Genomic DNA, 26,734 nt, shown 5'->3' with positions numbered 1-26,734 from the left:
GGATGTAGCGGTTCACCGCATTCCCTTGTAGGAGTGAGCCTGCTCGCGATAGCGGTCTTTCAGTGGACATCATTGGTGAATGTCAGTGCGCTATCGCGAGCAGGCTCACTCCTACAGAGGAATTGCGGAGTGTGCGGGATCAGCGATAACTGATCCCGCATCGGTTTAAGCGTAGCTTTCGATCGACGGGCAGGCGCACACTAGGTTGCGGTCGCCGAACACGTTGTCGACGCGACCGACCGGCGGCCAGTATTTGCCTTCGATCAACGACGCCACTGGATACACCGCTTGCTCGCGGCTGTACGGGTGAGTCCATTCGCCGACCAGCTCCGCCGCGGTGTGCGGGGCGTTCTTCAGCGGGTTGTCGTCCTTGTCCAGGGTGCCGTTTTCCACGGCGCGGATTTCTTCGCGGATGCGGATCATGGCGTCGCAGAAGCGGTCCAGTTCTTCTTTGGATTCGCTTTCGGTCGGCTCGATCATCAGCGTGCCCGCTACCGGGAACGACATGGTCGGGGCGTGGAAGCCGAAGTCGATCAGGCGCTTGGCAACGTCATCGACGCTGATACCGCTGCTGTCTTTCAGCGGACGCAGGTCGAGGATGCATTCGTGCGCCACCAGACCGTTGCTGCCGGTGTACAGCACTGGGTAGTGCTCTTCCAGACGACGGGAAATGTAGTTGGCGTTGAGGATCGCCAGTTGCGAAGCACGCTTGAGACCCGCGCCACCCATCATACGAATGTACATCCAGGTGATCGGCAGAATGCTCGCGCTGCCGAACGGTGCTGCGCAGACCGCGCCTTCTTTGCGCTCCATCTGGCCATGGCCCGGCAGGAACGGGGTCAGGTGCGACTTGACGCCAATCGGGCCGACGCCCGGGCCGCCACCGCCGTGCGGAATGCAGAAGGTCTTGTGCAGGTTCAGGTGGCTCACGTCACCGCCGAACTTGCCCGGCGCGCAGAGGCCGACCATCGCGTTCATGTTGGCGCCGTCGATGTACACCTGGCCGCCGTTGTCGTGAATGATCCCGCAGATTTCGCGGATGCCTTCTTCGAACACGCCGTGGGTCGACGGGTAGGTGATCATCAGCGCGGCGAGGTGTTCGCGGTGCTCGATGGCTTTGGCGCGCAGGTCTTCGATGTCGACGTTGCCACGGGCATCGCACGCGGTCACGACCACGCGCATGCCGGCCATGTTGGCGGTGGCCGGGTTGGTGCCGTGAGCGGACGACGGGATCAGGCAGATGTCGCGGCGCTCATCGCCACGGCTCTGGTGGTAGGCACGGATCGCCAGCAGGCCGGCGTATTCACCTTGCGAACCGGCGTTCGGTTGCAGCGAGATCGAGTCGTAACCGGTGGCGGCGCAGAGCATCGCTTCCAGTTCATCGGTCAGTTGCTGGTAGCCGGCACTTTGCGCGGCCGGGGCGAACGGGTGCAGGGCGCCGAATTCGGCCCAGGTCACCGGGATCATTTCGCTGGCGGCGTTGAGTTTCATGGTGCACGAGCCCAGCGGGATCATGGTGCGATCCAGTGCCAGGTCCTTGTCCGCCAGTTTGCGCAGGTAGCGCATCAGCTCGGTTTCCGAGTGATAACGGTTGAACACCGGGTGGCTGAGGATCGGCGATTGACGTACCAGCGCGGCCGGAATGGTGCTTTGCACTGAAGCGGCCAGCGCAGCGAAGTCCGGCAGGGTCTTGCCGTCGGCGAACAGGCCCCACAGGGTTTCGATGTCAGCCTGAGTGGTGGTTTCGTCCACCGACAGGCCCAGGCGCTCGGCATCGATCACGCGCAGGTTGATCTGCTGAGCGTGTGCCTTGTCATGCAGTGCAGCGGTGTGCGCGCCGGTGGCGATGGTCAGGGTGTCGAAGAAGCTTGCCTGCTCGACTTTGGCGCCCAGCGCGCTCAGGCCTTTGGCGAGAATCGCGGTCAGGTGATGCACGCGGTTGGCGATCTGCGTCAGGCCTTTCGGGCCGTGGTACACGGCGTACATGCTGGCGATGTTGGCCAGCAGCACCTGCGCGGTGCAGATGTTCGAGGTGGCCTTCTCGCGGCGGATGTGTTGCTCGCGGGTCTGCATCGCCAGACGCAGGGCCGGCTTGCCGAAGCGGTCAACCGAGACACCGACCAGACGGCCCGGCATATCGCGCTTGAACGCATCCTTGGTGGAGAAGTAAGCGGCGTGCGGGCCACCGAAACCCAGCGGCACGCCGAAGCGTTGCGCGGAACCGATGGCGACGTCCGCGCCGAACTCGCCCGGGGCGGTCAGCAGGGTCAGGGCCAGCAGGTCGGCAGCCACGGCGACCAGCGCGTTGGCGGCGTGGAAGCGCTCGGTCAGCTCGCGATAGTCGAACAGGTCACCGTTGCTGGCCGGGTATTGCAGCAGCGCGCCGAAGAACGGCGTCACGTCGGTCAGCTCACGTTCGTCGCCCACCACGACGTCAATGCCCAGTGGCTCGGCACGGGTGCGCAGCACGTCGAGGGTTTGCGGGTGGCTGTGGATCGAGGCGAAGAATTGGTGGCTGCCTTTGTTCTTGCTCAGGCGTTTGCAGAAGGTCATGGCTTCGGCAGCGGCGGTGGCTTCGTCGAGCAAGGAGGCGTTGGCGATCGGCAGGCCGGTGAGGTCGCTGATCAGGGTCTGGAAGTTCAGCAGCGCTTCGAGGCGACCCTGGGAAATTTCTGGCTGGTACGGGGTGTAAGCGGTGTACCAGGCCGGGTTTTCCAGAAGGTTGCGCAGGATCGGCGACGGCGTGTGGCAGTTGTAGTAGCCCTGGCCGATGTAGGTCTTGAACAACTGGTTTTTGCCGGCGATGGATTTGATCATCGCCAGGGCGTCGGCCTCGCTCAGGCCGTCGTCCATGCCGAGCACGCTGGTGCCCTTGATGCTTTCCGGGATGACGCTGGCGCTCAGGGCTTCGAGCGAGTCGAAGCCGAGGCTGTTGAGCATGGCCTGCTCGTCACCGGCGCGCGGGCCGATGTGACGGGCGATGAATTCGTTGGCGGTGCCGAGGTTTACTTGGGTCATGTCGCTACTCCTCAGGCTTCGGCGTTGGCTTTGATCAGACGGTCGTAGGCGTCCTGATCCAGCAGTTTGGCCACGGCCGATGCGTCGGTTGGCTTGAAGCGGAAGAACCAGCCTTCACCCAGCGGATCTTCGTTGACCAGTTCCGGAGCGTTTTCCAGTGCCGGGTTGACTTCCAGCACGTCGCCGTCCAGTGGCATGTACACGCCGCTGGCGGCTTTCACCGATTCCACGGTGGCGGCTTCAGCGCCTTTTTCGTAAGCCTGCAGTTCAGGCAGTTGCACGAACACCACGTCGCCCAGGGCGTTCTGCGCGAAAGCGGTGATGCCGACAGTAACGCTGCCGTCAGCTTCGGTGCGCAGCCATTCGTGATCTTCAGTAAAACGCAACTCGCTCATGGAAACTCCTAAGGGGGCCAGACTCGTCTGGTGGACGCGATGGAAGACTCGGGCGGGAAAGCCCTGATTTTATGAGCGGTTACTTAGCAAGAACGCGGCCATCTTGTATTTTTCTTTATAAATCAATTGGATAGATGTTTTTTGGGATGACGCAGATTGCATGTGTGTAGCGAAATCGCTACAGATCGGGGCAGGGAAAAAAGCTGAAGCGGATCAAAGCCTTGCACAGCGGTGATCGGAGTGGAGTGTAGCGATATCGTTCCGCTGTAGCGCTTTCAGTACAGATGGAGGTCGTTTTTACAACGAGCAATGAAGTGTCTGAACTGCAAACCAGGACTGTAGGAGCTGCCGAAGGCTGCGATCTTGTGATTTTGTTTTTTCGATCAAGATCAAAAGATCGCAGCCTTCGGCAGCTCCTACAGGAGATCGGGAGAGTTCGGGAATTTGTGGTGGCTCAGGGCTTGTTGGGGATGCCGTATTTGCGCAGGCGATGGGCAATCGCGGTGTGCGAGGTTTGCAGGCGGCTGGCCAGTTGCCGAGTCGAGGGGTAGCTGACGTAGAGCTTTTCCAGCAGCGATTTCTCGAACGCTTCCACGGCTTGTTCGAGGCTGTCGACGTCACTGTCAGCCTGGCGCGCCACGGAGGTGCCGGCGATGTCCAGGTCGCCGATGTCGACCAGGCTGCTTTCGCAGATCGCAGCGGCGCGGAAGATCACGTTCTGCAGTTGCCGCACATTGCCCGGCCAGCGATTGCCGAGCAGCGCCGGATAGGTGCCGGGGGCGAGGCGGCAGACCGGGCGCTGGATCTGCGCGCAGGCCTGCTGCATGAAGTAGCGCGCCAGCAGCAGGATGTCCTGACCGCGCTCGCGCAGCGGTGGCACTTCAACGTTGAGCACGTTGAGGCGGTAGAACAGGTCTTCGCGGAACAGGCCTTCGCTGACCATTTTTTCCAGGTCGCGGTGGGTCGCGCTAAGGATCCGCACGTTGACCTTCACCTCGCGATCACCGCCGACCCGACGGAAACTGCCGTCATTCAGAAAGCGCAATAACTTGGCCTGCAAGTACGGCGACATCTCGCCGATCTCGTCGAGAAACACCGTGCCCTGGTTAGCCAGTTCCATCAGCCCCGGTTTGCCACCGCGTGCCGCGCCAGTGAAGGCGCCGGGGGCGTAGCCGAACAGTTCGCTTTCGGCGAGGTTTTCCGGCAGGGCCGCGCAGTTCAGCGCCAGGAACGGTGCACTGTACCGCGCGCTGATTGCGTGGCAGGCACGGGCCACCAGTTCTTTACCGGTGCCGGTTTCGCCCTGAATCAACAGTGGCGCATCGAGGGCCGCGACCCGTTGCGCGCGGGCCTTGAGGGTGCGGATCGCCGGGGATTCGCCGAGCAGCGCATCGAAGCCTTCGGCGTGGTCGTGGTGCAGCGCTGACAGTTGTTCGCCGATGCGGTTCGGCTGATACAGGGTCAGCAGCGCGCCGGCGTCGGTGATCGGTGTAGCGTCGAGCAACAGGGTCTGGCCGTTGACGGTGATTTCCCGCAGCGGCAGGCGGAAGCCCTGTTCGAGCAGGGTGTCCAGCAGGCCGGGATCGTTGAACAATTGCGCAACGCTTTCGCCCGCCGGCTCACGACCGTACAGCGCGATCAAGGCCGGGTTGGCCAGCAGCACCTTGCCGGCGCTGTCCAGTGCCAGTACCGGATCGGTCATCGCCGCGAGCAACGCATCGAGCTGCAAGTGCTGACGCTGGCCGGGGAGGATGTCGACCACGGTCACCGCTTCTACACCGCGCACGCGAAACAGCGCATCCTTGAGTTCTTCGAGCACTTGCGGGCTCAAGGTCGGGGCGTCGATGTAGACGTTGGGCGGGATCATCTCCACCGCATCCAGATTGAGGTTGCGCCCACCGAGGATAGCCAGGACTTCCTGGGTGATACCGACGCGGTCGATGAAGCTGACGTGGATACGCATGGGGCGGTTCAGTGTTCTGGGATGCGGAGGGTGGCAAGTATGCCTTGGGGCGGGGCAATGGTGAAATCCGACGCAAGATTTCAGGGCCACACTGAACCCTTGTAGGAGCGAGCCTGCTCGCGATAGCGGTGTGTCAGATAACAACGATGTCGACTGATACTCCACTATCGCGAGCAGGTTCACTCCTACAGGGAGTGTGAAACATTGAGGGTTATTCGAAGTGCTCGAGATTGACCGAGTCGCCGGATTTCATATCGAGCTGCTTACGGATGTCTTCAAACATCAGATCGTAATGCTTGTGTACCGAGCCGATCTGGCTGTGGGTCCTGGGGATGCCGTACTTCTCGGCGATCCGCGTCACGTTGTTGGCAAAGTTGTAGGCCTCTTCCTTGGGCAGGAAGAAGGTCTCTTTCATATCCTTTCCCTGAAGGCTGCCATGCATCGTGAACTGTATGCCTTTGCCTTTTTGCGGATCGGTGAACAACTCATAGTCGAGGTGCACGTTGTAACTGACATCATCCGGCGTCAAGGCATGTCGCTCGATGTGCAGGCGACCGGGTTCGAATTGGGCCATGGATTTCTCCTTTCAAGGCATGGGAGAAGGGCAGCCCCTGGGTCTGCCCCCGGAGTTTCTATTTATCGATAACTGATGCCCGGCTTCGCCGTGCTGACGCGAGTACCGGCGGTGCCCTGGACAATCGCTTCGATGTCCGCGAGCGAGCCGATCACCGCAACCTTGCCAGTATGGCGCGCGAATTCGCAGGCTGCCTGCACCTTCGGTCCCATGGAACCGGCGGCAAAACCCAGACGTTCCAGTTCATCCGGATGCGCCTCGGCGATGGCTTTCTGCGTCGGTTTGCCGTAGTCGATGAACGCTGCGTTGACGTCGGTGGCGATCACCAGCAAGTCGGCTTCCAGCTGTTCGGCCAGCAGCGACGAGCACAGGTCCTTGTCGATCACCGCCTCGATGCCCTTGAGGTTGCGGTTTTCGTCGTACAGGGTCGGAATCCCGCCGCCACCGGCGCAGATCACGATGCTGCCCTTGTCCAGAAGCCACTTGATCGGGCGGATTTCGAAGATGCGTTTTGGCCGTGGACTGGCGACCACACGGCGGAACTTGTCGCCGTCCGGAGCGATGGCCCAGCCTTTTTCGGCGGCGAGTTTTTCCGCTTCGGCTTTGTCGTAGACCGGGCCGATCGGTTTGCTCGGCTTCTGGAACGCCGGGTCCTTGGCGTCGACTTCAACCTGAGTCAGCAGAGTGGCGAACGGCACCTCGAAGTCCAGCAGGTTGCCCAGTTCCTGTTCGATGATGTAGCCGATCATGCCTTCGGTTTCGGCACCGAGCACGTCCAGCGGGTAAGGGGTGACAGAGGTATAAGCGGCCGCTTGCAGCGACAGCAGGCCGACTTGCGGGCCATTGCCGTGGGCGATGACCAGTTGGTTGCCGGGGTGGATCTTGGCGATTTGCTCGGTGGCGATGCGGATGTTGGCGCGCTGGTTGTCAGCGGTCATCGGTTCGCCACGGCGGAGGAGGGCGTTACCGCCCAGAGCTACGACGATACGCATGGTGCAATCCTTTCAGAGTTCGATGACCCTGTAGGAGCCGCCGAAGGCTGCGATCTTTTGACTTTGCTGTATGCAGATCAAGATCAACAGATCGCAGCCTTCGGCAGCTCCTACAGGTCAATGGTTGATCAGGAAGTCCCGATCAGCGAGTTACAGATCAGCCAGTGCCGACACCAGAATCGCCTTGATGGTGTGCATTCGGTTTTCCGCTTGTTCGAAGGCGATGTTGGCCGGGGATTCGAACACGTCCTCTGTCACTTCGACGCCGTTGGCCAAGTGCGGATAGCGCGCGGCAATGTCTTTGCCGACCTTGGTTTCGCTGTTATGGAACGCCGGCAGGCAGTGCATGAATTTCACGCGAGGGTTGCCGGAGGCTTTCATCATTTTGCTGTTGACCTGGTACGGCAGCAGTTGCTCGATACGCTCGTCCCACGCTTCGACCGGCTCACCCATCGATACCCAGATGTCGGTGTGAATGAAGTCCACGCCTTTGACCGCTTCTTTCGGGTCTTCGGTAATGGTGATGCGTGCGCCGCTTTCTTCGGCGAATTCTTTGCACTGCGCGATGAAGTCAGCGTGCGGCCACAGCGCTTTCGGTGCAGCGATGCGTACGTCCATGCCGAGTTTGGCGCCGATCATCAGCAGCGAGTTGCCCATGTTGTAGCGGGCGTCGCCGAGGTAGGCGTAGCTGATGTCGTGCATCGGTTTGTCGCTGTGCTCACGCATGGTCAGTACGTCGGCGATCATTTGTGTCGGGTGGAATTCGGCGGTCAGACCGTTGAACACCGGCACCCCGGCGAACTTGGCCAGCTCTTCGACGATTTCCTGTTCGAAGCCACGGTATTCAATGGCATCAAACATCCGGCCGAGCACGCGGGCGGTGTCTTTCATGCTTTCTTTGTGGCCGATCTGCGAGGACACCGGGTCAATGTAGGTGACGTGAGCGCCTTGGTCGTGCGCCGCGACTTCGAAGGCGCAACGGGTGCGGGTCGAGGTTTTTTCGAAGATCAGCGCGATGTTCTTGCCTTGCAGGTGCGGACGCTCGGTACCGCTGTACTTGGCGCGTTTGAGGTCGCGGGACAGGTCGATCAGATAGTTGAGTTCGCGAGTGGTGTGGTGCATCAAGCTCAGCAAACTGCGGTTGCGCATGTTAAAAGCCATGATGGATCTCCTTGGGTTTCGGTTATCCCCTTGGCCGCGCTCGATAAGTCGCGGCCAAGGCTCAAAGATTAGTAATCGATCGGGTCGCGGATGATCGGGCAGGTCATGCAGTGGCCACCGCCACGGCCGCGCCCGAGTTCGCCGGCGCTGATGGTGATGACCTCCACGCCCGCCTTGCGTAGCAAGGTGTTGGTGTAGGTGTTGCGGTCGTAGCCGATGACCACGCCCGGCTCCACGGCCACCACGTTGTTGCCGTCGTCCCATTGTTCGCGTTCGGCGGCGAAGCTGTTGCCGCCGGTTTCCACCACGCGCAGCTTCGGCAGGTTGAGGGCTTTGGCCACGGTGTCGAGGAAGGTGGTTTCTTCGCGGCGAATGTCGATGCCGCCCTGTTTGCTTTCGTCAGGGCGCAGGGTAAACGCGACGATCTGGTTCACTACTTCCGGGAAGATCGTCACCAGGTCGCGGTCGCAGAAGCTGAACACGGTGTCCAGGTGCATCGCCGCACGGGACTTCGGCAGGCCTGCGACGATGACTTTTTCCACGGCTTTGTTCTTGAACAGGTTCAGCGCCAGTTGGCCGATGGCCTGGCGAGAAGAACGCTCGCCCATGCCGATCAACACCACGCCGTTGCCGATCGGCATCACGTCGCCGCCCTCAAGGGTGGAGCTGCCGTGATCCTTGTCCGGGTCGCCGTACCAGATCTCGAAATCGGCGTTGGTGAACTGCGGGTGGAATTTGTAGATGGCGGTGGCCAGCAGGGTTTCCTGACGGCGCGCCGGCCAGTACATCGGGTTGAGCGTCACGCCGCCATAGATCCAGCAGGTGGTGTCGCGGGTGAACTGGGTGTTTGGCAGCGGCGGCAGAATGAAGCTGGAGTGGCCGAGGAAGTCGCGGAACATCTGGATGGTTTTGCCACCGAAGCTGTCCGGCAGGTCATCGGCAGACACGCCGCCAATCAGGAACTCGGCGATGTGTCGCGGCTCAAGGCTTTTCAGCCAGGATTTGACTTCGCTGATCAGGCCCAGGCCCACCGAGTCGGCGGTGACCTTGCGATCAAGAATCCAGTCCAGCGCTTCAGGGATGGCGACGATGTCGGTCAGCAGGTTGTGCATTTCCAGCACGTCGATCCCGCGTTCACGCATCTTGGTCACGAAGTCGAAGTGGTCGCGCTTGGCCTGGGCGACCCACAGCACGTCGTCGAACAGCAGTTCATCGCAGTTGTTCGGGGTCAGCCGCTGGTGGGCCAGACCTGGGGAGCAAACCATGACTTTGCGCAGTTTGCCGGCTTCGGAATGGACGCCGTACTTAACTTTTTCCGTGGTCATTGCAGTGATCCTCCAGAGATAAAACGGTGGGCAATTACAGAGTCAGGAAGCCGTCGTAGAGACCGTAGGCTGCCACCAGGGCACCGACGATCACCGCGGCAAAAATCAGCTTCTCGACGTTAGTGAAAACCGCTTGTTTGAGTTCGAGCTTGGCCTTGGCGAACAGGATTGCGCCGGGGGCATACAGCAGGGCCGAGAGCAGCAGGTACTTGACGCCGCCGGCGTACAGCAGCCAGACCGCGTAGACCAGGGCGATACCGCCGATGATCAGATCCTTGCGCCGCTCGGCCGCGAAGCCTTCGTAGGTTTCGCCGCGCACCGCCAGCAGCAGGGCGTAGGCCGCCGACCACAGGTACGGCACCAGAATCATCGAGGTGGCGAGGTAGATCAGCGACAGGTAAGTGCTGGCCGAGAACAGGGTGATGATCAGGAACAGCTGCACCATCGCGTTGGTCAGCCACAGGGCGTTGGCCGGCACTTGGTTGGCGTTCTCGCGGCGCAGGAACTCCGGCATGGTGTGGTCCTTGGCGGCGGCGAACATGATCTCCGCGCACAGCAGCACCCACGACAGCAGCGCGCCCAGCAGCGAGATGACCAGGCCGACGCTGATCAGCACTGCGCCCCAGTGCCCGACCACGTGCTCGAGCACGGCAGCCATCGACGGGTTCTGCAATTTGGCCAGTTCAGGCTGAGTCATGATGCCCAGCGACAGCACGTTCACCAGTACCAGGAACAGCAGCACGGTGATGAAGCCGATCACGGTGGCTTTACCCACGTCGGAACGTTTCTCCGCCCGCGCCGAGAAGATGCTTGCGCCCTCGATGCCGATGAACACCCACACGGTAACCAGCATCATGTTGCGCACCTGGTTCATCACGCTGCCCAGATCGGGATTTTTCAAGCCCCAGATGTCAGCCGTGAAGATGTCCAGTTTGAATGCGAAGATCGCGATCAGGACGAACAGCAACAGCGGCACGACCTTGGCGACGGTGGTCACCAGGTTGATGAACGCTGCTTCCTTGATCCCGCGCAGCACCAGGAAATGCACGGCCCACAACAGGACAGAAGCGCCGATGACCGCCGCCACTGTGTTGCCTTCGCCGAAAATCGGAAAGAAATAGCCGAGGGTGCTGAACAAGAGAACAAAGTAGCCGACGTTGCCCAGCCAGGCACTGATCCAGTAACCCCAGGCGGACGAGAAACCCATGTAATCGCCGAAACCGGCCTTGGCGTAAGCGTAGACACCGCCGTCCAGGTCAGGCTTGCGATTGGCGAGGGTTTGAAAGACAAAAGCGAGGGTGAGCATGCCGACAGCGGTGATGGCCCAACCAATCAGTACCGCGCCGACATCGGCGCTGGCGGCCATGTTTTGTGGCAAAGAGAATATCCCGCCACCGATCATTGAACCGACTACCAATGCAACCAGTGCACCGAGTCGTAGTTTTACGGGAGCTTCAGACATTGCATGACTCCATTGCAGGAGAGAAGAGTTCACAGCCTAGTGCTGTTGTCTGTTCAAACATCTGACTTAGATCAGTACATGGCCACATTCCATTGTTAATGAATGACTTATGAAAAAGCTGATGGCATAAAGCGGCTGCCTGAAGAGGTCTGTTCCAGAGGCTCTGGCAGGTGTGGTTGGGAATTGCTCCTATTGCTTTCGAGTTATCACGCTAGTTGGTTTTCAGCTTTTGGCAAATTTTCCACATCTGTTTTCAGTACAGAATCGAATAACCAGTATTCGCGCACAAAAGCGACTAGCCGTGATAGGCGTTAGCGTCGTTGGCTATATATAAGAGGCGCTAATTGGCGTTATTCAATAAACGTACTTACGCTTTATCCGTTTAGTTAATACCTGATATTTGCAGGCGCTCGCCGCCGACAGGGAAAGGGAGACTGGAATGTCGCAACCGACGCAAAAGCTGCAACTGGGTGCGTTGATCGCCCTGGTGGTGGGTTCGATGATTGGCGGGGGGATTTTTTCCCTGCCGCAGAACATGGCGGCCCGCGCCGATGCCGGGGCGATCCTGATCGGCTGGGGCATCACGGCCATCGGCATGTTGACCCTGGCCTTCGTGTTCCAGACCCTGGCCAACCGCAAACCCGAACTGGACTCCGGGGTCTACGCCTACGCCAAGGCCGGATTCGGCGACTACATGGGCTTCTCGTCCGCCTGGGGTTACTGGATCAGTGCCTGGTTGGGCAACGTCGGTTATTTCGTCCTGCTGTTCAGTACCCTCGGTTACTTCTTTCCGGTGTTCGGCGAGGGCAACACGCCAGTCGCCATCGGTTGTGCGTCGCTGTTGCTATGGGCCGTGCACTTTCTGGTGATGCGCGGGATCAAGGAGGCGGCGTTCATCAATCAGGTGACCACGGTCGCCAAGATCGTGCCGCTGATCATGTTCATCGTCATTGCGGCGGTGGCGTTCAAGGCCGACATCTTCACTCGCGACATCTGGGGCCACAGCAACCCGAGCTTCGGCGGGGTGATGGATCAGGTGCGTAACATGATGCTGGTGACGGTGTTCGTGTTCATCGGCATCGAGGGGGCCAGCGTGTACTCGGCGCGGGCGGAGAAACGCACCGATGTCGGCCGCGCCACGGTGATCGGTTTCATCGGCGTGCTGGCGCTGCTGGTGCTGGTCAACGTGCTGTCGCTGGGGATCATGAGCCAGCCAGAGCTGGCGACCCTGCAGAACCCGTCGCTGGCGGCGGTGCTGGAACACATCGTCGGGCCGTGGGGCGCGTTGCTGATCAGCCTCGGTCTGGCAGTTTCCCTGCTCGGCGCGTTGCTGTCATGGGCGCTGCTGTGCGCCGAAATCCTGTTTGCCACGGCCCGAGACAAGACCATGCCGGCGTTCCTGAAAAAGGAAAATGCCAACCATGTGCCGGTCAATGCGCTGTGGCTGACCAACGTGATGATCCAGATTTTCCTGCTGATCACACTGTTTTCCGCCGGCACCTACACCAGCCTGATCTACCTCGCGTCGTCGATGATTCTGGTGCCGTACCTGTGGTCGGCGGCGTACGCGGTATTGCTCAGCGGTCGCGGCGAAACCTACGAGCACGCCTCGGCCGAGCGCACCAAGGACCTGCTGATCGGCGGCATCGCCCTGTGTTACGCGGTGTGGCTGTTGTATGCCGGCGGGGTGAAATATCTGCTGCTGTCGGCGTTGTTGTATGCGCCGGGCGTGGTGCTGTTCGCCAAGGCCAAGCATGAGCAGGGTGAGCCGCTGTTCACCCATGTCGAGAAGGTGATTTTCACCTGCGTGATCATTGGCGCGGGGTTGGCGGCGTATGGTTTGTACAGCGGGGTGTTGTCGTTGTAGGCGGATTGATTCTGGAATCGGTGGTGTCGGCGCGGGCCTCTTCGCGAGCAAGCTCGCTCCCATAGGGGAACGGATTTCAAGGGTGGGAGCGAGCCTGCTCGCGAAAGCGGTTAGAAAGTCACCACTGCGCTCGATGTGAACCCAATTCTGTGGCCGGCAACGCCCACTGCAGCGGCGTCCCGGTGATCTTCACCGGCGCCAGCAAGCGATGCGCCGGCCCCCACGGTGTCTGCTCCACCCGCGAGTCTTGATCCTGTTTATCCTCGGCGCGCAACGCTTCGCTCGTTCCCGGTCCGTGCTCGATCAACAGCTTGGCGGTGCGCGCCAGCGACAAGCGTGCTGAACCGCCGCGACCGCTGCGCAAACGTTCGGTGAGCAATTTGATCGCACTCGCGGCCATCAGATAACCGGTTGCATGGTCCAGCGCCTGCACCGGCAACGGCGTGGGTTTGTCGGCGTGCTTCCAGCGCTGCCCGGCCTCGGCGATGCCGCTGCTCATCTGCACCAGGCTGTCGAAGCCACGGCGGTTCTGCCACGGGCCGCTCCAGCCGTAGGCGTTGAGGCAGACGTCGATCAGCCCCGGGGCCAGTTGTCGGCGGCGTTCGGTGCCGAAGCCGAGGTGTTCCAGCGCATCGGCGCGGTAGCCGTGCAGCAGGATGTCGGCGTCGTTCAACAGGTTTTCAAACACTGCACGATCAGCCGGTTGCTGCAGATCCAGCCGCGCGCAGCGTTTGCCGAGGGTGACTTCCGGCACCACGCCCGGCTCGTTCCAGGTCGGTGGATCGATGCGCAGCACCTCGGCCCCCAGGCCCGCGAGAAAGCGGCTGGCAGTGGGGCCAGCGAGCACGCGGGTCAGGTCCAGCACCTTGATTCCGGCCAGCGGTTGCGCCACTGAGCCTCGCCACGGTTTGAGGATTTCTTCCTGACCGGCGCTGAAATGCACCAACGGTTCGGCATTCACCGCCAGCCCCTGCGGATGCTGCTGCCACTGCGCCCAACCGCGCATTTGCGCGGCGCAACCCTTGGCCTCGACCACCGCTTGCTCCAGCTCGGTACTGCTCCATTGCGCGACTTTCGCCGCCATCGCGGCACGGTCGGCGCAGGCACCCAGCACGCGTTCGGCGGCGGTGCGGTGATGCGGGGCGTTGGTGTGCAGGCGGATCCAGCCGTCCTTTGTCGCGTAGTCGCCGGCCACCGGATCCCACAGCGGCGGGACTTCCCAGCCCATCGGACGTAACGAAGTGGCGAACCAGAACGAGGCCAGTCTTCGATCAACTTCCACGGCGGGCAGGTGTTGGGTGTGTTGCTGGAGCAGTTCGGCGACGGCCTGACCGGCAGCGCCGATGCTGGCACAGGCCAGGTCGGTGACGGCGAACGCCGAGGGCAGGGCGCCACGGGCGGTAAACGGAATCGGCGTGCGCGACAAGCCGAGTGCGGCTTGAATGGACGTGAGTAAATCAGTCATCGAAGGCCCTCCGGGAGAGAGGGCGATGATAGTGCAAAAAAATCCTGGGCCAGATGAAATTCAATTGTAGGAGTGAGCCTGCTCGCGATTGCGTCGTATCAGTTGATGCATCTGTTAACTGACTCACCGCTATCGCGAGCAGGCTCACTCCTACAGGGGAAATGTGTGGCGTTACACGCGGAACTGATCCATCAGCTTCATCTGCTGGCTCGCCAGGGCATTGAGCTGGCTGCTGATCGCCGCCGATTCAGTGGCCTGCTCAGTCAGCGTTTCCGTCACGGTGCGAATCGCCGAGACGTTGCGGTTGACCTCTTCGGCCACCGCGCTCTGTTGTTCGGCGGCGCTGGCGATTTGCAGGTTCATGTCGCTGATCACTGTGACGGCATCGCTGATCTTGCCCAGCGCATCCACCGCCTGACGGATCTGCCCGGCGTTGTTGTGCGCCTGAGTCTGGCTCGAATGCATGGTCGCGACCACGCCACGGGTGCCGGTCTGGATGCGCTCGATCACGATGCGGATTTCCTCTACCGAATCCTGGGTGCGCCTGGCGAGGTTGCGCACTTCATCGGCCACCACCGCAAAACCACGGCCGCTTTCACCGGCGCGAGCCGCTTCGATGGCAGCGTTGAGCGCCAGCAGGTTGGTCTGTTCGGCGATGCTGCGGATCACTTCCAGCACCGAGCCGATTTGCTCACTGTTGACCGCCAGCGCTTCGACTTCGGTCACTGCTTTGCTGACTTCATCGGCCAGTTGATTGATGTCGCGGGTGCTGCGCTCGATGATCGACATGCCGTCCTTGGCCGACTGATCGGCACCCTTGGCGGCGTTGGCCGCGTTCGAGGCGCTGTTGGCAACGTCGTGGGCGGTGGCGCTCATTTCGTTGGACGCGGTGGCGACCTGATCGATCTCGCGGAACTGCACCTGCATGCCTTCACTGGTCTGGCGGGCGATTTCCGAAGACTGGTCGGCGGTGCCACGGGCCTCGGTGATGCTCTGCTTGATCTGCGCGATGGTCGGTTGCAGCTTGTCGAGGAAGCGGTTGAACCAGTTCACCAGTTCGCCCAGTTCATCCTGCTTGCTGTAGTTCAGACGCTGGGTCAGATCGCCTTCACCGCTGGCGATGTTCTTCAGCATGTCGGCGACGCTGTTGATCGGCCGGGTCACGCCCGACGCGGTGAGCCAGATCAGCAGCAGGCCAACCAGGCCGGCGACGACCGCCACCAGCAGCGCGGTGATCACGCCGGTTTCCTGAGCATCGTCGACCACCGCTTGCAGCTTGACCGAGTCGGCCAGCAGCACCTGTTTCGGCAGGTCGATGATCACGCCCCAGGCCCGCGAGTTGCCAATCGGATCGACCGGGTACACGGCGCGAATCAGGTCGCCCTGTTCGAGAATCTTCGGTGTGCCGCTGCTGACCAGTTGCAGCAGGTCCTTGCCGTCGGCGCCGAGGGTGTCGCTGATCTTTTTACCGACCTTGCTCGCGTCGGAACTGTCGGCACCGAGCACGCCGCTGCCGGAGACGATTAGCATGTGCCCGGCGTTGTTGAACAGATTACGCTGGGACTCCACGGCCGCCGCTTGCAGGGCATCGAGGGCAATGTCGACCCCGACCACGCCGATGGCCTTGCCGTCGACGATCAGCGGCACGGAAATGGTGGTCATCAACATTTCCTTGCCGCCCACGGTGTCGGCGTACGGGTCGAGCAGGCAGGTGCGCTTGCTGTCGCGAGGGCAGGTGTACCAGCTGTTGTACGGTGTGCCGCTGACACTGAGGGTGGTCTTGGTCATGTCTTCTTCGACCATGATCGTGTTCAGCGCGGAACCGGCAGCGCGGCTCCAGTAGGTCGCAAAACGCCCGGCTTCGTTGGACTGGTGCGCGGCGTCGCTGACGAACTCGCTGTCCTTGCCATCGAGGCCGTTGGGTTCGAAGGCGAGCCAGATGCCGAGCACCTTGTCGTTGCGCTCGAACGCGGTTTTCAGGCTCAGGTTCAACTCCTCACGCAGGGCGCCGGCGTCCAGCGAGCGCTTGGCGGCCATCACACGCATGTCTTTGATCTGGTCGGCCAGGGCGGTGATCACCGTCAGGCTCTCGCCAAAAGTCTTCTGCACCCGCACCGCTTGCTCGCCAGCCTTGGCCAGCAACAGGTTCTGCACACTGGCGGTGAGCATCTTGCTGCTGGAGTCGTTGACCAGGTCGTCGTTCTGGTTGGTCTGGTAAATGTTCATGCCGACGATCAGCGCGACCACACCGAGCAGACACAGACCGGAGAGCAGGACGATTTTCAGGCGAATGGAGAGAGAGTCGAACATGGGGCGATCTCGTGAATGAATGAGCAGGTGGCCCGGGCGGAGTTACCGGTTCGCCAAATCCATTCAGCGCCATTCAATGCTCATCGGCGCCGGGCGAGGGCGCATGAGGCGATTACCGACGAACGGTCAGCGCTAAACGTTTGCGCAGGGGATTGTGCTGAAAAGGCGATTAATTACAGGGAAGTTTCAGTGTGGAGTCGCTGCTGAAACGTGCCGATGTGGCAGGGCCTTTTGTGGTGAGGGGGCTTGCCCCCGTTGGGGCGCAAAGCGGCCCCAGAACCTGTAAGCGAGTATTTTCAGGAAAACCGCGTTCAAGGATTTTGCGTCTGCTGCGCAGCCGAACGGGGGCAAGCCCCCTCGCCACAAAAGCCATTCACCTTAAATAGCGTGCGGTCAGACAGATTCCGGGAGGGCTTCGGGGCGTGACCAGATCCACAGGTTGCCCAGGGTCATGCCGGCAATCGCCAGGTACACCGGCCAGCCGTGATCGAGCATCACCAGCATCAGCGTCGCGCACAGCAGCATGCTGATTGTGGCGCTGACCTTGGCCTTGCGCGCGATGATCTTGCCATTGCGCCAGTTGCTCAGGATCGGCCCGAACAGCCGATGGTTTTCCAGCCAGGCACTCAGGCGCGGCGAGCTGCGGGTCGCGGCCCAGGCGGCGAGCAGGATGAACTCGGTGGTCGGCAAGCCGGGCACGACGATGGCAATCAGGCCGATGCCGAGGCTGACGTAGGCCAGCAGGCCGAACAGCAGACGGGCGAGTTTGGAGGTGGCTGGTTGCGGCATGGACTCAGCGGTTGCTTCTGAAGCGGGATGGAGATCTTACAGACTTACGTGGCCCCCCTGTAGGAGCTGCCGCAGGCTGCGATCTTTTGATGTTGTTTTCAATATCGAAAGATCGCAGCCTGCGGCAGCTCCTACAGGGGGATTTGTGTTGTGTCAGGCCGGTTCTGCTTCTGTGGCGTAAGCCTGTTCCAGCAGCACGGTGAAGCGGTTGAACGCATCGATCGCGCCTTGCTCGATTTCGGCTTCCTCTTCGGCAGTGAACTGCAGCGAGTCGAGGGTGCGCACGAAGCTTTTCCAGCCTTCAGCACGGCCACCTTCCGGCTCGCCCAAGTGACGGGCACCGAAGGTGTCGCTCAGCTCCAGCGCCACGGCGCGTTTGATCAGGAACGCCGCGCCCAGCTTCGAACCTTCGGAGACGAACAGCCAGCCCAGTGCGCGGGCCTTGCTCGGGTTTTTCAGCGCGCCGGCCACCGGTGCCGGGATGTCGGTGTGCAGATCCGCCAGGTCAGCCTTGGCCGCTTCCGCGCGGCAACGGGCCGGCAAGTCGGGGACGATGGCGGTCAGTTCGGCGTTGTTATAGAGGTCGACCAGTTCCGACTGGAACAGGTACTGCGCCACCACGAAACGCGCGAAGTTGGCGCGGGTTTCGAATGGTGCGTGAGCCTTGACCAGGGCGTCGAGCTTGCTGTGCGGCTCGTGGGTGATCTGGTTCAGGCGTTGTGAACGCAGGGCTTTTTCCGAAGTGGTCATGAGAGGTCCTTGAATAAAAGAGGCGCTTGATAACGAGACGAACGGGCACGTGCCGAACCGTAAAAAAAGCCCCGCGACGCGCTATCGATGCTCGCGCCGCAGGGCCGTGCGGATCAGATGTCCCAGACCAGATTGATCGCGAAGTTGCGGCCCGGCTGGGTCAGGCGATCGAGGTTGGCCGGTTGCGTCACCGAGGCTTCGCCGACGCTGTCATAACCGCGCACGTCATCCCACAGCCAGTACTTCTTGTCGGTCAGGTTGTAGATGCCGCCGCTGACGGTGACGTCGTCGGTGACTTTGTAATAGCCGGCCAGATCGAGAATGCCGAAGCCCGGGGTCTTGAACTGGCTGCTGACGCCATCTGGCGACTTGAAGTTGCTGTCGTCGACGCGGTCCTTTTTCTTCACCACGGTCCAGCTCAGCAGGCCGCCGTAGTGGTCCTGGTCGTAACCCAGGCCGAACACGCCGGTCAGCGGATTGACGCTGTTGAGCGGTTCGCCGCTGTCGTTGTTGCGCCCGTAGGCGTAGGCGATCGAGCCCTGGGTGTAGAGGCCTTGCGGCGCGCCGAAGGTGTCCAGGTTCAGACGACCTTTGACCTCGGCACCCTTGATGGTCGCGTGCTTGATGTTGCTCGACTGGAAGGTCAGCTCGTCGTAGCCCGGAGTGACCGCGTCTTCGTTGATGAAGTCGCGGTACTTGTTATAGAACACCGCCACGTCGAACGAGCCTTGCTCGAAGTTGCCGCGCAGGCCGGTTTCATAGCTTTTGCTTTTTTCCGGTTCCAGGTTCGGGTTTGGCGCCACGTTGTAGCCGGTAGTGCTGTTTTCGAAGCGGCCGTATAACGCTTTCGCGGTCGGCGTGCGGAAACCTTCGGCGTACTGGCCGTACCAGGTGTAGTGGTCGGTCAGGGCGTAGGTCAGGCCGAATTTGGGCGAGACTTTGTGCCAGGTCTTGTTCTCGTCGCTGACCGTGCCGTTGCCGTCGGCGGCCACGGTGTTGAGGAACTCCTGAGTGATGTGCGGCTTGAGCTGGGTGTAGTCGTAGCGCAGGCCCGGCAGGAAAGTCCACTGGTTCCAGCTGATCTGATCCTGGGCGAACAGGCTGTAGGTGTTGATGGTCGGGTCCGGGAAGTCGCTGGACTTCTTCAGCACGTCGGCTGCGCTGGTGGCACCGATGGCGCTGCAGCCACGGCCGACCGCCAGGCACTTGCCGTCGCCGCTGCGCGAACCGGTGACTTTCTGCTGTTTGATCGTGGTGCCGTAGGTCAGCACGTGATCGGTGTCACCGAGGGCGAAGGCCTTGTCCAGTTGTGCATCGAATACCCACTGTTTTTCCTCGTAGACCGTGTCGCGGGTGCGCAGCACTTTACGGGTCATCGGGTAGTAGAACTCTTCGGTGCTCTGGTCGGTCTTGGCGATCTGGTGGTTGAGGCTCCACTTCACGTTATCGGCCAGCAGGCTGTCGAGGGCGAAGCTGTGCTCCAGGCCGAACCGCTCGCGGGTGATGGTGTCGTTGCCGGTGCGCCACTGGTACATGCCGCCGGGCAGCATGCTGTCGGGGATGGTCGGGGCGCCGTTGAAGTATGGGCCGCCGTAGGCGCTTTTCTGGTCGGTGTCGCGATCATCCTTGTACTTTTCGTAGGTCAGGCCCAGGCGCGAATCGTCGTTGTAGTTCCAGCCGATCTTGGCCAGTACGTTGGTGGCTTTGACGTCTTCCGGGTTGGCGGCGGTGCGCTCAAGGCCTGTGCCGTTGTTGCTGCCGTAGGAATCGGTTTCGTGGCCGTCGCGCTGGCTGAGGTGCAGCAAACCGTCGAACTGCTCGGCGCGGCCGGCGACGGTGGCGGATTTCAGCCAGCTGTCATCGGCGGAGCTGTAGCCGGTTTTCAGGCGGGCGCCGACGTCTTTGCCAGGCTTGATGATGTCGTCCGGGTCGAGGGTGTAGTAGCTGACCGCGCCGCCGATGGCGTTGCTGCCGTACAGCACCGAGGCCGGGCCGCGAAGGATTTCCACGCGTTTGACGATTTCCGGGTCGACGTAGTTGCGCTGGGTCTTGGCGTACGGACCATTGAAGAAACCATCCGGTACTTCGACGCCGTCAACCTGGGTCAGGATGCGGTCGCCGTCGATGCCACGAATGTTGTAGCCGCTGATACCGCCGCGCTGGCCGGCGCCGCCGACGGACACGCCCGGCTCGTAGCGCACCAGATCCTTGATGGTGTTGACGTTGTTGCGGTCCAGGTCTTGGCGAGTCTGCACGGTGACGGTGGCCGGCACGCTGTTGACCGACTGTTCCTGGCGGGTGGCGCTGATGGTCACCTGATCCAGATTGAGTGCGCCGCCGGTGTTGCGCTTCTCCAGCACGACGTTGTTGTTGCTCAGTTTGCGGAAGCTCAGGTTGGTCCCCACCAACAGGCGCTCCAAGGCTTTTTCCGGCGGCAGCGAACCGCGCACGCCCGGCGACGACACGCCCTGACCCAGTTCTGCCGGCAAGCCGACCTGCCAGCCGGTCACGCTGGTGAAGGCATTGAGCGCCGACACCAGCGGTTGCTGGCCGATCGAGAACGAATAATCACCCATGTTGCGCGCCGGTTGTTCGGTGGCGGCCATCAGCGGTGCGGTGCCGGCCATCAGGATGGCGGCCGTCAGCAACGACAACATGCGGGAAGGGGAAGCAGTCTGGCGGGTAAGGCGAGAGGACATCGATAGCGCTCCGTGTCGCACGAATCTTTATAGGTGCTGATCCGCCTCCGAAGATGCGAATCAATTGCATTGGCTATAACGAGACGAACGGGCTTTCGCTATCGAGTAAAAATAATTCTCATTTAGTTCAGGATCACCAGCGCGGGGAATTCCTGCAGGCGCGCCGAGGTGATGTGGGCAAGGGAGCGCACCACGTCCAGCGGCTGGTCGAGGCGGTAGTTGCCGGTGACGTTGACGTCGGCCAACTGCTCATTGGTGTTGATGATCCAGCCCGGGTAGTAGCGGCGCAGTTCGGCCAGCACCTGATTCAACGGGCAGTTCTCGAACACCAGTCGGCCCTGGACCCAGGCCAGGTCGGTGGCGGCATCAAGTCTGGCCGGGCGATCGAAACCGTTGGGGCCGATGCGGATGCTTTCCCCGGCGGACAACCGCACGCGCGCGTCGTTGTGTGTGGCGCGCAGATCGACATCGCCGCGCTGCACATTGACCTGTGCCACGCCGTCCAGATAACGCACGGCGAACGCGGTGTCACGCACGCTGGCCTGTACCGGGCCGGCGTCGATTTCCAGCGGCTGGCCACGGTTGGCGGCAATCTCGAAAAACGCTTCGCCCTGATACAACCGCGCCACGCGCTGGCGTTCATTGATGGTGCTGGAGAACGCCGAGTTGGTGTTGAGCAATACCTTGGAACCGTCTTCCAGTTGCAGACGCTGGCGCTCGCCGACCACGGTCAGGTGATCGGCCTGGAGGCGCATCGGCAGGTTGCTGAAACTGAACAGGCCGAGGATCAGCACGGCGGCGGTGGCCAACGGTTTCCAGTGCGGGCGCAGACGTTTGAGCAAGGTGACTTTCGCAGGCTTCGCGGCAAGACGCTGCGCACATTGCACCACCTGCGGCCCGTTCCAGATCGCCTGGGCCTTGGCGAACGCCTCGGCATTCAACGGGTCGGCCGCCAGCCACGCATGAAATTGCCGGGTCTGCTCTTCGTCCGCACTGCCGAGCACGATGAGCCAGTCCAGAGCCTGGTCCATTGCGCTGGCGGCGTCCTGCGCCGTGTCGGGCGAAGGCGAGCGGTGGGTGTCCGTCACGGTGTTTCCTCGGGCTTCTGGCGAAGCAGTTTCTAGCGTCAAGCTGCAAGCTGCAAGCCAGATGCGTGTACTGCTTTTCGTTTTTACTTGGAGCTTGAAGCTTACAGCTTGCCGCTGCTGTCGTGTCGTTCGGCGACGCCGATGCAAATGCTCATGATCAACTTCAGTTCCTTCTGCACGGTACTGAGGGACACGTTCAGTTCGTCGGCGATTTCCTGATAACTGTGCCCGTGCAGGCGGCTGAGGATGAAAATCTGCTGCTGACGCGGGCTGAGTTGACTGAGGCTCACGTTCAGGCGCTCCAGCAATTGTTCGGCGTGGGCGGCGTCTTCGGCGCTGCTGGCGGGGGCGGCGACGCTGTGCACCACCTCTTGCGGCACGTCATCGAGCATGGTCCGCGAATGGATCTTGCGCGCGCGCAGATGATCCAGCGCCAGGTTGCGCGCGGTCTGGAACACGAAGGGTTCAAGGTGATCGATGGCGCGCTCGCTCAGCGCCCGCGTGACGCGCAGGTAGGTTTCCTGCAGCAGGTCTTCGGCGGTGCTGTGGTTGTTGACCATCCGCTCGATCGTGCGCAACAGGGAGGTGCGCTGAGAGAGGAAGACGTGGTTGAAGCGCGATTGACTCACGGGGGAACCTGATCCATTTTGAGCGAATGATAATGCTTATCATCCAGTCGGGTGGTCAAGTGTTGTTTTTGAACGAAGCAGGCAAATGTAGGAGCTGCCGAAGGCTGCGATCTTTTGATCCTGCATTTAAAACAAGATCAAAAGATCGCAGCCTTCGGCAGCTCCTACAGGGGAGTGGCGCTAAGTTACTCCGCGTTGCAGAGCGCCAGGCAGTTATCCAGCATGCGGTTGGAGAAGCCCCATTCGTTGTCGTACCAGGCCAGCACTTTCAGCAATTTGCCGCTGGCTTTGGTGTGGTTGGCGTCGAAGATCGACGACAGCGGGTTGTGGTTGAAGTCACTGGAAACCAGCGGCAACGTGTTGTAACCCAAAATTTTCGAGTGCTGGCTGGCGGCTTTCATCAGCGCGTTGACTTCGTCGGCCGAGGCTTCGCGTTTGAGCTGCACGGTCAGGTCCACCAACGACACATTGATCACCGGTACACGCACGGCCATGCCGGTCAGTTTGCCCGCCAGTTCCGGCAGCACCAGGCCTACCGCTTCGGCGGCGCCGGTCTTGCTCGGGATCATGTTCTGCGTGGCAGAACGCGCGCGGTACGGGTCGGTGTGGTAGACGTCGGTGAGGTTCTGGTCGTTGGTGTAGGCGTGAATGGTGGTCATCAGGCCGCTTTCAATGCCCAGCTCGCGATGCAGCACCTGCGCCACGGGTGCCAGGCAGTTGGTGGTGCACGAAGCGTTGGAGATGATCTGGTGCGACTGGCGCAGAATGTCGTGGTTCACGCCGTAAACGACGGTGGCGTCCGCGCCTTTGGCCGGCGCCGAGATGATGACTTTGCGCGCGCCGGCAGTAATATGCGCGGCCGCTTTGGCGCGGTCGGTGAACAGACCGGTGCATTCGAACACCACATCGATCTTTTCCGCGGCCCACGGCAGCTCGGCCGGGTTGCGAATCGCGCTGACCGAAATGCGGTCGCCATTGACCGTCAGACTCTCATTGTCATGGGCCACTTCGGCGTCGAATGTGCCATGAACGGTGTCGTACTTGAGCAAATGGGCGTTGATGGCGCTGTCGCCCAGATCGTTGATAGCGACGATCTGCAAATCCTGTCGATAGCCTTGGGTATACAGTGCGCGCAGGACATTACGGCCGATACGGCCAAAACCATTGATTGCAATTCGAAGAGTCATTGAACAGCGCCGCCGTCGTTTTGTTGTTGGAATTACAAGATTATTCGCATAAAAATAGAAAACAAGCCTTTTTAGTGGCAATATTTTGTTTTATCTACAACGAGTGACCTGAATCAACTGGTCCGAATGGTCAAAAAAGCCGTCTGTCATTCCAACAACAGCGGCGTTTGATCAGCATAGACAATCAGGTCGCCACATCCGTTAGCCTGGAGTTCTACACATGCATCCCCGCGTTCTTGAGGTCACCGAACGGCTTATCGCCCGCAGCCGCGCCACGCGTCAGGCTTACCTTGCACTGATTCGCGGTGCCGCCACTGACGGGCCGATGCGCGGCAAGCTGCAATGCGCCAACTTCGCCCACGGCGTGGCCGGGTGTGGCAGCGAAGACAAGCACAGCCTGCGGATGATGAACTCGGCGAACATCGCCATTGTTTCGTCGTATAACGACATGCTCTCGGCACACCAGCCGTACGAAGTGTTCCCGCAACAGATCAAGAACGCCCTGCGCGAAATCGGTTCGGTCGGCCAGTTCGCCGGCGGTACGCCAGCGATGTGCGATGGCGTGACCCAGGGCGAGCCGGGCATGGAACTGAGCCTGCCGAGCCGCGAAGTGATCGCCATGTCCACAGCAGTGGCGCTATCGCACAACATGTTCGACGGCGCGCTGATGCTTGGCATCTGCGACAAGATCGTGCCGGGGCTGATGATGGGTTCGCTGCGCTTCGGCCATCTGCCGACGATCTTCGTTCCGGGCGGGCCGATGGTCTCGGGGATTTCCAACAAGGAAAAAGCCGACGTGCGGCAGAAGTACGCCGAAGGCAAAGCGACCCGCGAAGAGCTGCTGGAATCGGAGATGAAGTCCTACCACAGCCCAGGCACCTGCACCTTCTACGGCACCGCCAACACCAACCAGTTGCTGATGGAAGTCATGGGCCTGCACTTGCCGGGCGCCTCTTTCGTCAACCCGAACACGCCGCTGCGCGACGCCCTGACCCGCGAAGCCGCGCATCAGGTCACGCGCCTGACCAAGCAGAACGGCAACTTCATGCCGATCGGCGAAATCGTCGACGAGAAGGCGCTGGTCAACTCGATCGTCGCGCTGCACGCCACCGGCGGCTCGACCAACCACACCCTGCACATGCCGGCGATCGCCATGGCGGCGGGCATTCAACTGACCTGGCAGGACATGGCTGACCTCTCCGAAGTCGTGCCGACCCTGAGCCACGTTTACCCGAACGGTAAAGCGGACATCAACCACTTCCAGGCGGCGGGCGGCATGTCGTTCCTGATCCGCGAACTGCTCGAAGCCGGCCTGCTGCACGAAGACGTCAACACCGTGCTCGGCCATGGCCTGAGCCGTTACACCAAAGAGCCGTTCCTGGAAAACGGTGAGCTGGTGTGGCGCGAAGGCCCGATCGAAAGCCTCGACGAAAACATCCTGCGTCCGGTGGCCCGTGCGTTCTCGGCCGAGGGCGGTTTGCGGGTGATGGAAGGCAACCTCGGGCGTGGCGTGATGAAAGTCTCCGCCGTGGCGCTGGAAAACCAGATCGTCGAAGCGCCGGCCATGGTGTTCCAGGATCAGCAGGACCTGGCCGATGCGTTCAAGGCCGGTCTGCTGGAGAAGGATTTTGTCGCGGTGATGCGCTTCCAGGGCCCGCGCTCCAATGGTATGCCCGAGCTGCACAAGATGACGCCGTTCCTCGGTGTGCTGCAGGATCGCGGCTTCAAAGTCGCGCTGGTGACCGACGGGCGCATGTCCGGCGCGTCGGGGAAAATCCCGGCGGCGATACACGTCAGCCCGGAAGCTTATGTCGGTGGTGCTTTGGCGCGGGTGCAAGAGGGCGATATCATCCGCGTCGATGGCGTCAAAGGGACTTTGGAACTCAAGGTCGACGCCGCCGAATTCGCAGCGCGCGAACCCGCCAAAGGCCTGTTGGGCAACAACATCGGCAGCGGTCGTGAACTGTTTGGCTTCATGCGTTTGGCCTTCAGCTCGGCGGAGCAGGGCGCCAGCGCCTTCACTTCTGCCCTGGAGACGCTTAATTGAAACTGGCTTTGGTCGGTGATATCGGAGGCACCAACGCGCGGTTCGCGTTGTGGAAAAACCAGCAACTGGAATCGGTTCAGGTGCTGGCCACGGCCGACCACGCCACCCCGGAGGAGGCAATCAGCCTGTACCTGAGCGGCCTCGGTCTGGCGCCGGGCTCGATCGGTTCGGTATGCCTGTCGGTGGCGGGGCCTGTGAGTGGTGATGAATTCAAGTTCACCAACAATCACTGGCGCCTGAGCCGCATGGCGTTCTGCAAGACCTTGCAGGTCGAGCAACTGCTGCTGATCAACGACTTCTCGGCGATGGCGCTGGGCATGACCCGCTTGCAGCCCGGCGAATTTCGCGTGGTCTGCGAAGGCACGCCGGAGCCGTTGCGCCCGGCGGTGGTGATCGGTCCGGGCACTGGTCTGGGCGTCGGCACTTTGCTCGATCTGGGTGAGGGGCGTTTCGCGGCATTGCCGGGGGAGGGCGGTCACGTCGATCTGCCGTTGGGCAGCCTGCGGGAAACACAACTCTGGCAGCACATCCACAACGAAATCGGCCATGTCAGCGCGGAAACCGCGTTGAGCGGCGGCGGGTTGCCACGGGTTTATCGGGCGATCTGCGCGGTGGACGGGCATGAACCGACACTCGACACACCGGAAGCGATCACCGCGGCCGGTCTGGCGGGGGACCCGATCGCGCTGGAAGTGCTGGAGCAGTTCTGCTGCTGGCTCGGCCGCGTGGCGGGCAACAACGTGCTGACCACCGGTGGGCGTGGCGGCGTGTTCATCGTTGGCGGGGTGATTCCACGGTTTGCCGACTTCTTCCTCGAAAGCGGTTTCGCCCGCAGCTTCGCCGACAAGGGCTGCATGAGCGATTACTTCAAGGGCATTCCGGTGTGGCTGGTGACGGCGCCGTATTCCGGGCTGGTCGGTGCCGGTGTAGCGCTGGAACAATCAATCCCTGTTGTGACATAAGTAACCTGTGGCGAGGGAGCTTGCTCCCGCTCGACTGCGCAGCAATCGCAA

18 protein-coding genes and 2 pseudogenes are annotated in these 26,734 nt (G+C 61.4%); 3 read left to right on the top strand and 17 right to left on the bottom strand.

The window, feature by feature from the left end; translation table 11 throughout:
• Nucleotides 1-165 precede the first annotated feature (165 nt).
• The 8 genes from gcvP to arcD (NN484_RS14925) all read right to left on the bottom strand — a co-directional run bounded on the left by gcvP (nucleotide 166) and on the right by arcD (NN484_RS14925) (nucleotide 10,890).
• Nucleotides 166-3,018, bottom strand: a complete 2,853-nt coding sequence (gene gcvP, locus NN484_RS14960) for an aminomethyl-transferring glycine dehydrogenase (protein ID WP_274657410.1) — start codon at nucleotides 3,016-3,018, stop codon at nucleotides 166-168.
• A gap of 11 nt (nucleotides 3,019-3,029) precedes the next feature.
• A complete protein-coding gene (gene gcvH / locus NN484_RS14955; protein ID WP_127648400.1) occupies nucleotides 3,030-3,413 on the bottom strand; it encodes a glycine cleavage system protein GcvH in 384 nt (127 codons plus the stop codon).
• A 454-nt stretch (nucleotides 3,414-3,867) separates the two neighbouring features.
• Nucleotides 3,868-5,376, bottom strand: a complete 1,509-nt coding sequence (locus tag NN484_RS14950) for a sigma-54-dependent transcriptional regulator (protein WP_127648401.1) — start codon at nucleotides 5,374-5,376, stop codon at nucleotides 3,868-3,870.
• Between the two features lie 211 nt (nucleotides 5,377-5,587).
• Nucleotides 5,588-5,950, bottom strand: coding sequence for a DUF5064 family protein (locus tag NN484_RS14945; protein WP_127648402.1), 363 nt, complete (start codon nucleotides 5,948-5,950; stop codon nucleotides 5,588-5,590).
• Between the two features lie 62 nt (nucleotides 5,951-6,012).
• The gene (gene arcC, locus NN484_RS14940; protein WP_127648403.1) at nucleotides 6,013-6,942 is read right to left on the bottom strand and encodes a carbamate kinase; all 930 of its coding nucleotides are present in this window, start codon (nucleotides 6,940-6,942) and stop codon (nucleotides 6,013-6,015) included.
• Nucleotides 6,943-7,092: 150 nt separating this feature from the next.
• Entirely contained in the window at nucleotides 7,093-8,103 is a 1,011-nt protein-coding gene (locus tag NN484_RS14935) for an ornithine carbamoyltransferase (protein ID WP_127648404.1), read from the bottom strand.
• Nucleotides 8,104-8,171: 68 nt separating this feature from the next.
• A complete protein-coding gene (gene arcA / locus NN484_RS14930; protein WP_215502751.1) occupies nucleotides 8,172-9,428 on the bottom strand; it encodes an arginine deiminase in 1,257 nt (418 codons plus the stop codon).
• A gap of 34 nt (nucleotides 9,429-9,462) precedes the next feature.
• Nucleotides 9,463-10,890: an arginine-ornithine antiporter gene (arcD, locus tag NN484_RS14925; RefSeq protein WP_127648406.1), complete on the bottom strand. Its 1,428-nt coding sequence runs from the start codon at nucleotides 10,888-10,890 to the stop codon at nucleotides 9,463-9,465.
• Nucleotides 10,891-11,329: 439 nt separating this feature from the next.
• On the opposite strand from arcD (NN484_RS14925), the gene arcD (NN484_RS14920) reads away from it, so the two are divergent.
• The gene (arcD, locus tag NN484_RS14920; RefSeq protein ID WP_215502752.1) at nucleotides 11,330-12,757 is read left to right on the top strand and encodes an arginine-ornithine antiporter; all 1,428 of its coding nucleotides are present in this window, start codon (nucleotides 11,330-11,332) and stop codon (nucleotides 12,755-12,757) included.
• A gap of 118 nt (nucleotides 12,758-12,875) precedes the next feature.
• Here the strand turns inward: arcD (NN484_RS14920) and NN484_RS14915 are convergent, their stop codons facing one another.
• The 9 genes and pseudogenes from NN484_RS14915 to gap form a co-directional block, all read right to left on the bottom strand.
• On the bottom strand, nucleotides 12,876-14,222 hold the full coding sequence (locus NN484_RS14915) for a CoA transferase (RefSeq protein ID WP_274657409.1): 1,347 nt from the start codon (nucleotides 14,220-14,222) through the stop codon (nucleotides 12,876-12,878).
• Nucleotides 14,223-14,393: 171 nt separating this feature from the next.
• A pseudogene (locus tag NN484_RS27365) lies at nucleotides 14,394-14,921 on the bottom strand (methyl-accepting chemotaxis protein); the annotation flags it as partial.
• A gap of 330 nt (nucleotides 14,922-15,251) precedes the next feature.
• Nucleotides 15,252-16,259 (bottom strand): annotated as a pseudogene (locus NN484_RS27360) (methyl-accepting chemotaxis protein); the annotation flags it as partial.
• A 666-nt stretch (nucleotides 16,260-16,925) separates the two neighbouring features.
• Entirely contained in the window at nucleotides 16,926-17,321 is a 396-nt protein-coding gene (locus NN484_RS14905) for a YbaN family protein (protein WP_215502755.1), read from the bottom strand.
• A gap of 153 nt (nucleotides 17,322-17,474) precedes the next feature.
• The gene (locus NN484_RS14900; protein ID WP_215502756.1) at nucleotides 17,475-18,071 is read right to left on the bottom strand and encodes a biliverdin-producing heme oxygenase; all 597 of its coding nucleotides are present in this window, start codon (nucleotides 18,069-18,071) and stop codon (nucleotides 17,475-17,477) included.
• A gap of 113 nt (nucleotides 18,072-18,184) precedes the next feature.
• Nucleotides 18,185-20,770: a TonB-dependent receptor gene (locus NN484_RS14895; protein ID WP_274657407.1), complete on the bottom strand. Its 2,586-nt coding sequence runs from the start codon at nucleotides 20,768-20,770 to the stop codon at nucleotides 18,185-18,187.
• A 122-nt stretch (nucleotides 20,771-20,892) separates the two neighbouring features.
• On the bottom strand, nucleotides 20,893-21,858 hold the full coding sequence (locus tag NN484_RS14890) for a FecR family protein (protein ID WP_274657406.1): 966 nt from the start codon (nucleotides 21,856-21,858) through the stop codon (nucleotides 20,893-20,895).
• A gap of 101 nt (nucleotides 21,859-21,959) precedes the next feature.
• Nucleotides 21,960-22,487 (bottom strand): RNA polymerase sigma factor, encoded by a 528-nt coding sequence (locus NN484_RS14885; RefSeq protein WP_274657405.1) that lies wholly within the window; start codon nucleotides 22,485-22,487, stop codon nucleotides 21,960-21,962.
• Nucleotides 22,488-22,672: 185 nt separating this feature from the next.
• Nucleotides 22,673-23,674, bottom strand: a complete 1,002-nt coding sequence (gap, locus tag NN484_RS14880) for a type I glyceraldehyde-3-phosphate dehydrogenase (RefSeq protein WP_127651279.1) — start codon at nucleotides 23,672-23,674, stop codon at nucleotides 22,673-22,675.
• Between the two features lie 220 nt (nucleotides 23,675-23,894).
• Here gap and edd point away from each other — a divergent pair, with 220 nt between their 5' ends.
• On the top strand, nucleotides 23,895-25,721 hold the full coding sequence (gene edd, locus NN484_RS14875; RefSeq protein ID WP_127651280.1) for a phosphogluconate dehydratase: 1,827 nt from the start codon (nucleotides 23,895-23,897) through the stop codon (nucleotides 25,719-25,721).
• Complete coding sequence (locus NN484_RS14870; protein WP_274657404.1) at nucleotides 25,718-26,683, top strand: glucokinase; 966 nt, start codon at nucleotides 25,718-25,720, stop codon at nucleotides 26,681-26,683. The genes edd and NN484_RS14870 overlap by 4 nt, the downstream gene beginning before the upstream one ends.
• Nucleotides 26,684-26,734: the final 51 nt, after the last annotated feature.

It is taken from the genome of Pseudomonas serboccidentalis, from assembly GCF_028830055.1.
Taxonomy (GTDB): Bacteria; Pseudomonadota; Gammaproteobacteria; order Pseudomonadales; family Pseudomonadaceae; genus Aquipseudomonas; species Aquipseudomonas serboccidentalis.
This window is presented reverse-complemented; position numbering and strand designations above follow the sequence as displayed.

Bases quoted from the DNA above. Each gene is read 5' to 3' on its own strand.
- gcvP (WP_274657410.1), bottom strand. From the start codon at position 3,018: ATGACCCAAGTAAACCTCGGCACCGCCAACGAATTCATCGCCCGTCAC.
- gcvH (WP_127648400.1), bottom strand. From the start codon at position 3,413: ATGAGCGAGTTGCGTTTTACTGAAGATCACGAATGGCTGCGCACCGAA.
- NN484_RS14950 (WP_127648401.1), bottom strand. From the start codon at position 5,376: ATGCGTATCCACGTCAGCTTCATCGACCGCGTCGGTATCACCCAGGAA.
- NN484_RS14945 (WP_127648402.1), bottom strand. From the start codon at position 5,950: ATGGCCCAATTCGAACCCGGTCGCCTGCACATCGAGCGACATGCCTTG.
- arcC (WP_127648403.1), bottom strand. From the start codon at position 6,942: ATGCGTATCGTCGTAGCTCTGGGCGGTAACGCCCTCCTCCGCCGTGGC.
- NN484_RS14935 (WP_127648404.1), bottom strand. From the start codon at position 8,103: ATGGCTTTTAACATGCGCAACCGCAGTTTGCTGAGCTTGATGCACCAC.
- arcA (WP_215502751.1), bottom strand. From the start codon at position 9,428: ATGACCACGGAAAAAGTTAAGTACGGCGTCCATTCCGAAGCCGGCAAA.
- arcD (WP_127648406.1), bottom strand. From the start codon at position 10,890: ATGTCTGAAGCTCCCGTAAAACTACGACTCGGTGCACTGGTTGCATTG.
- arcD (WP_215502752.1), top strand. From the start codon at position 11,330: ATGTCGCAACCGACGCAAAAGCTGCAACTGGGTGCGTTGATCGCCCTG.
- NN484_RS14915 (WP_274657409.1), bottom strand. From the start codon at position 14,222: ATGACTGATTTACTCACGTCCATTCAAGCCGCACTCGGCTTGTCGCGC.
- NN484_RS14905 (WP_215502755.1), bottom strand. From the start codon at position 17,321: ATGCCGCAACCAGCCACCTCCAAACTCGCCCGTCTGCTGTTCGGCCTG.
- NN484_RS14900 (WP_215502756.1), bottom strand. From the start codon at position 18,071: ATGACCACTTCGGAAAAAGCCCTGCGTTCACAACGCCTGAACCAGATC.
- NN484_RS14895 (WP_274657407.1), bottom strand. From the start codon at position 20,770: ATGTCCTCTCGCCTTACCCGCCAGACTGCTTCCCCTTCCCGCATGTTG.
- gap (WP_127651279.1), bottom strand. From the start codon at position 23,674: ATGACTCTTCGAATTGCAATCAATGGTTTTGGCCGTATCGGCCGTAAT.
- edd (WP_127651280.1), top strand. From the start codon at position 23,895: ATGCATCCCCGCGTTCTTGAGGTCACCGAACGGCTTATCGCCCGCAGC.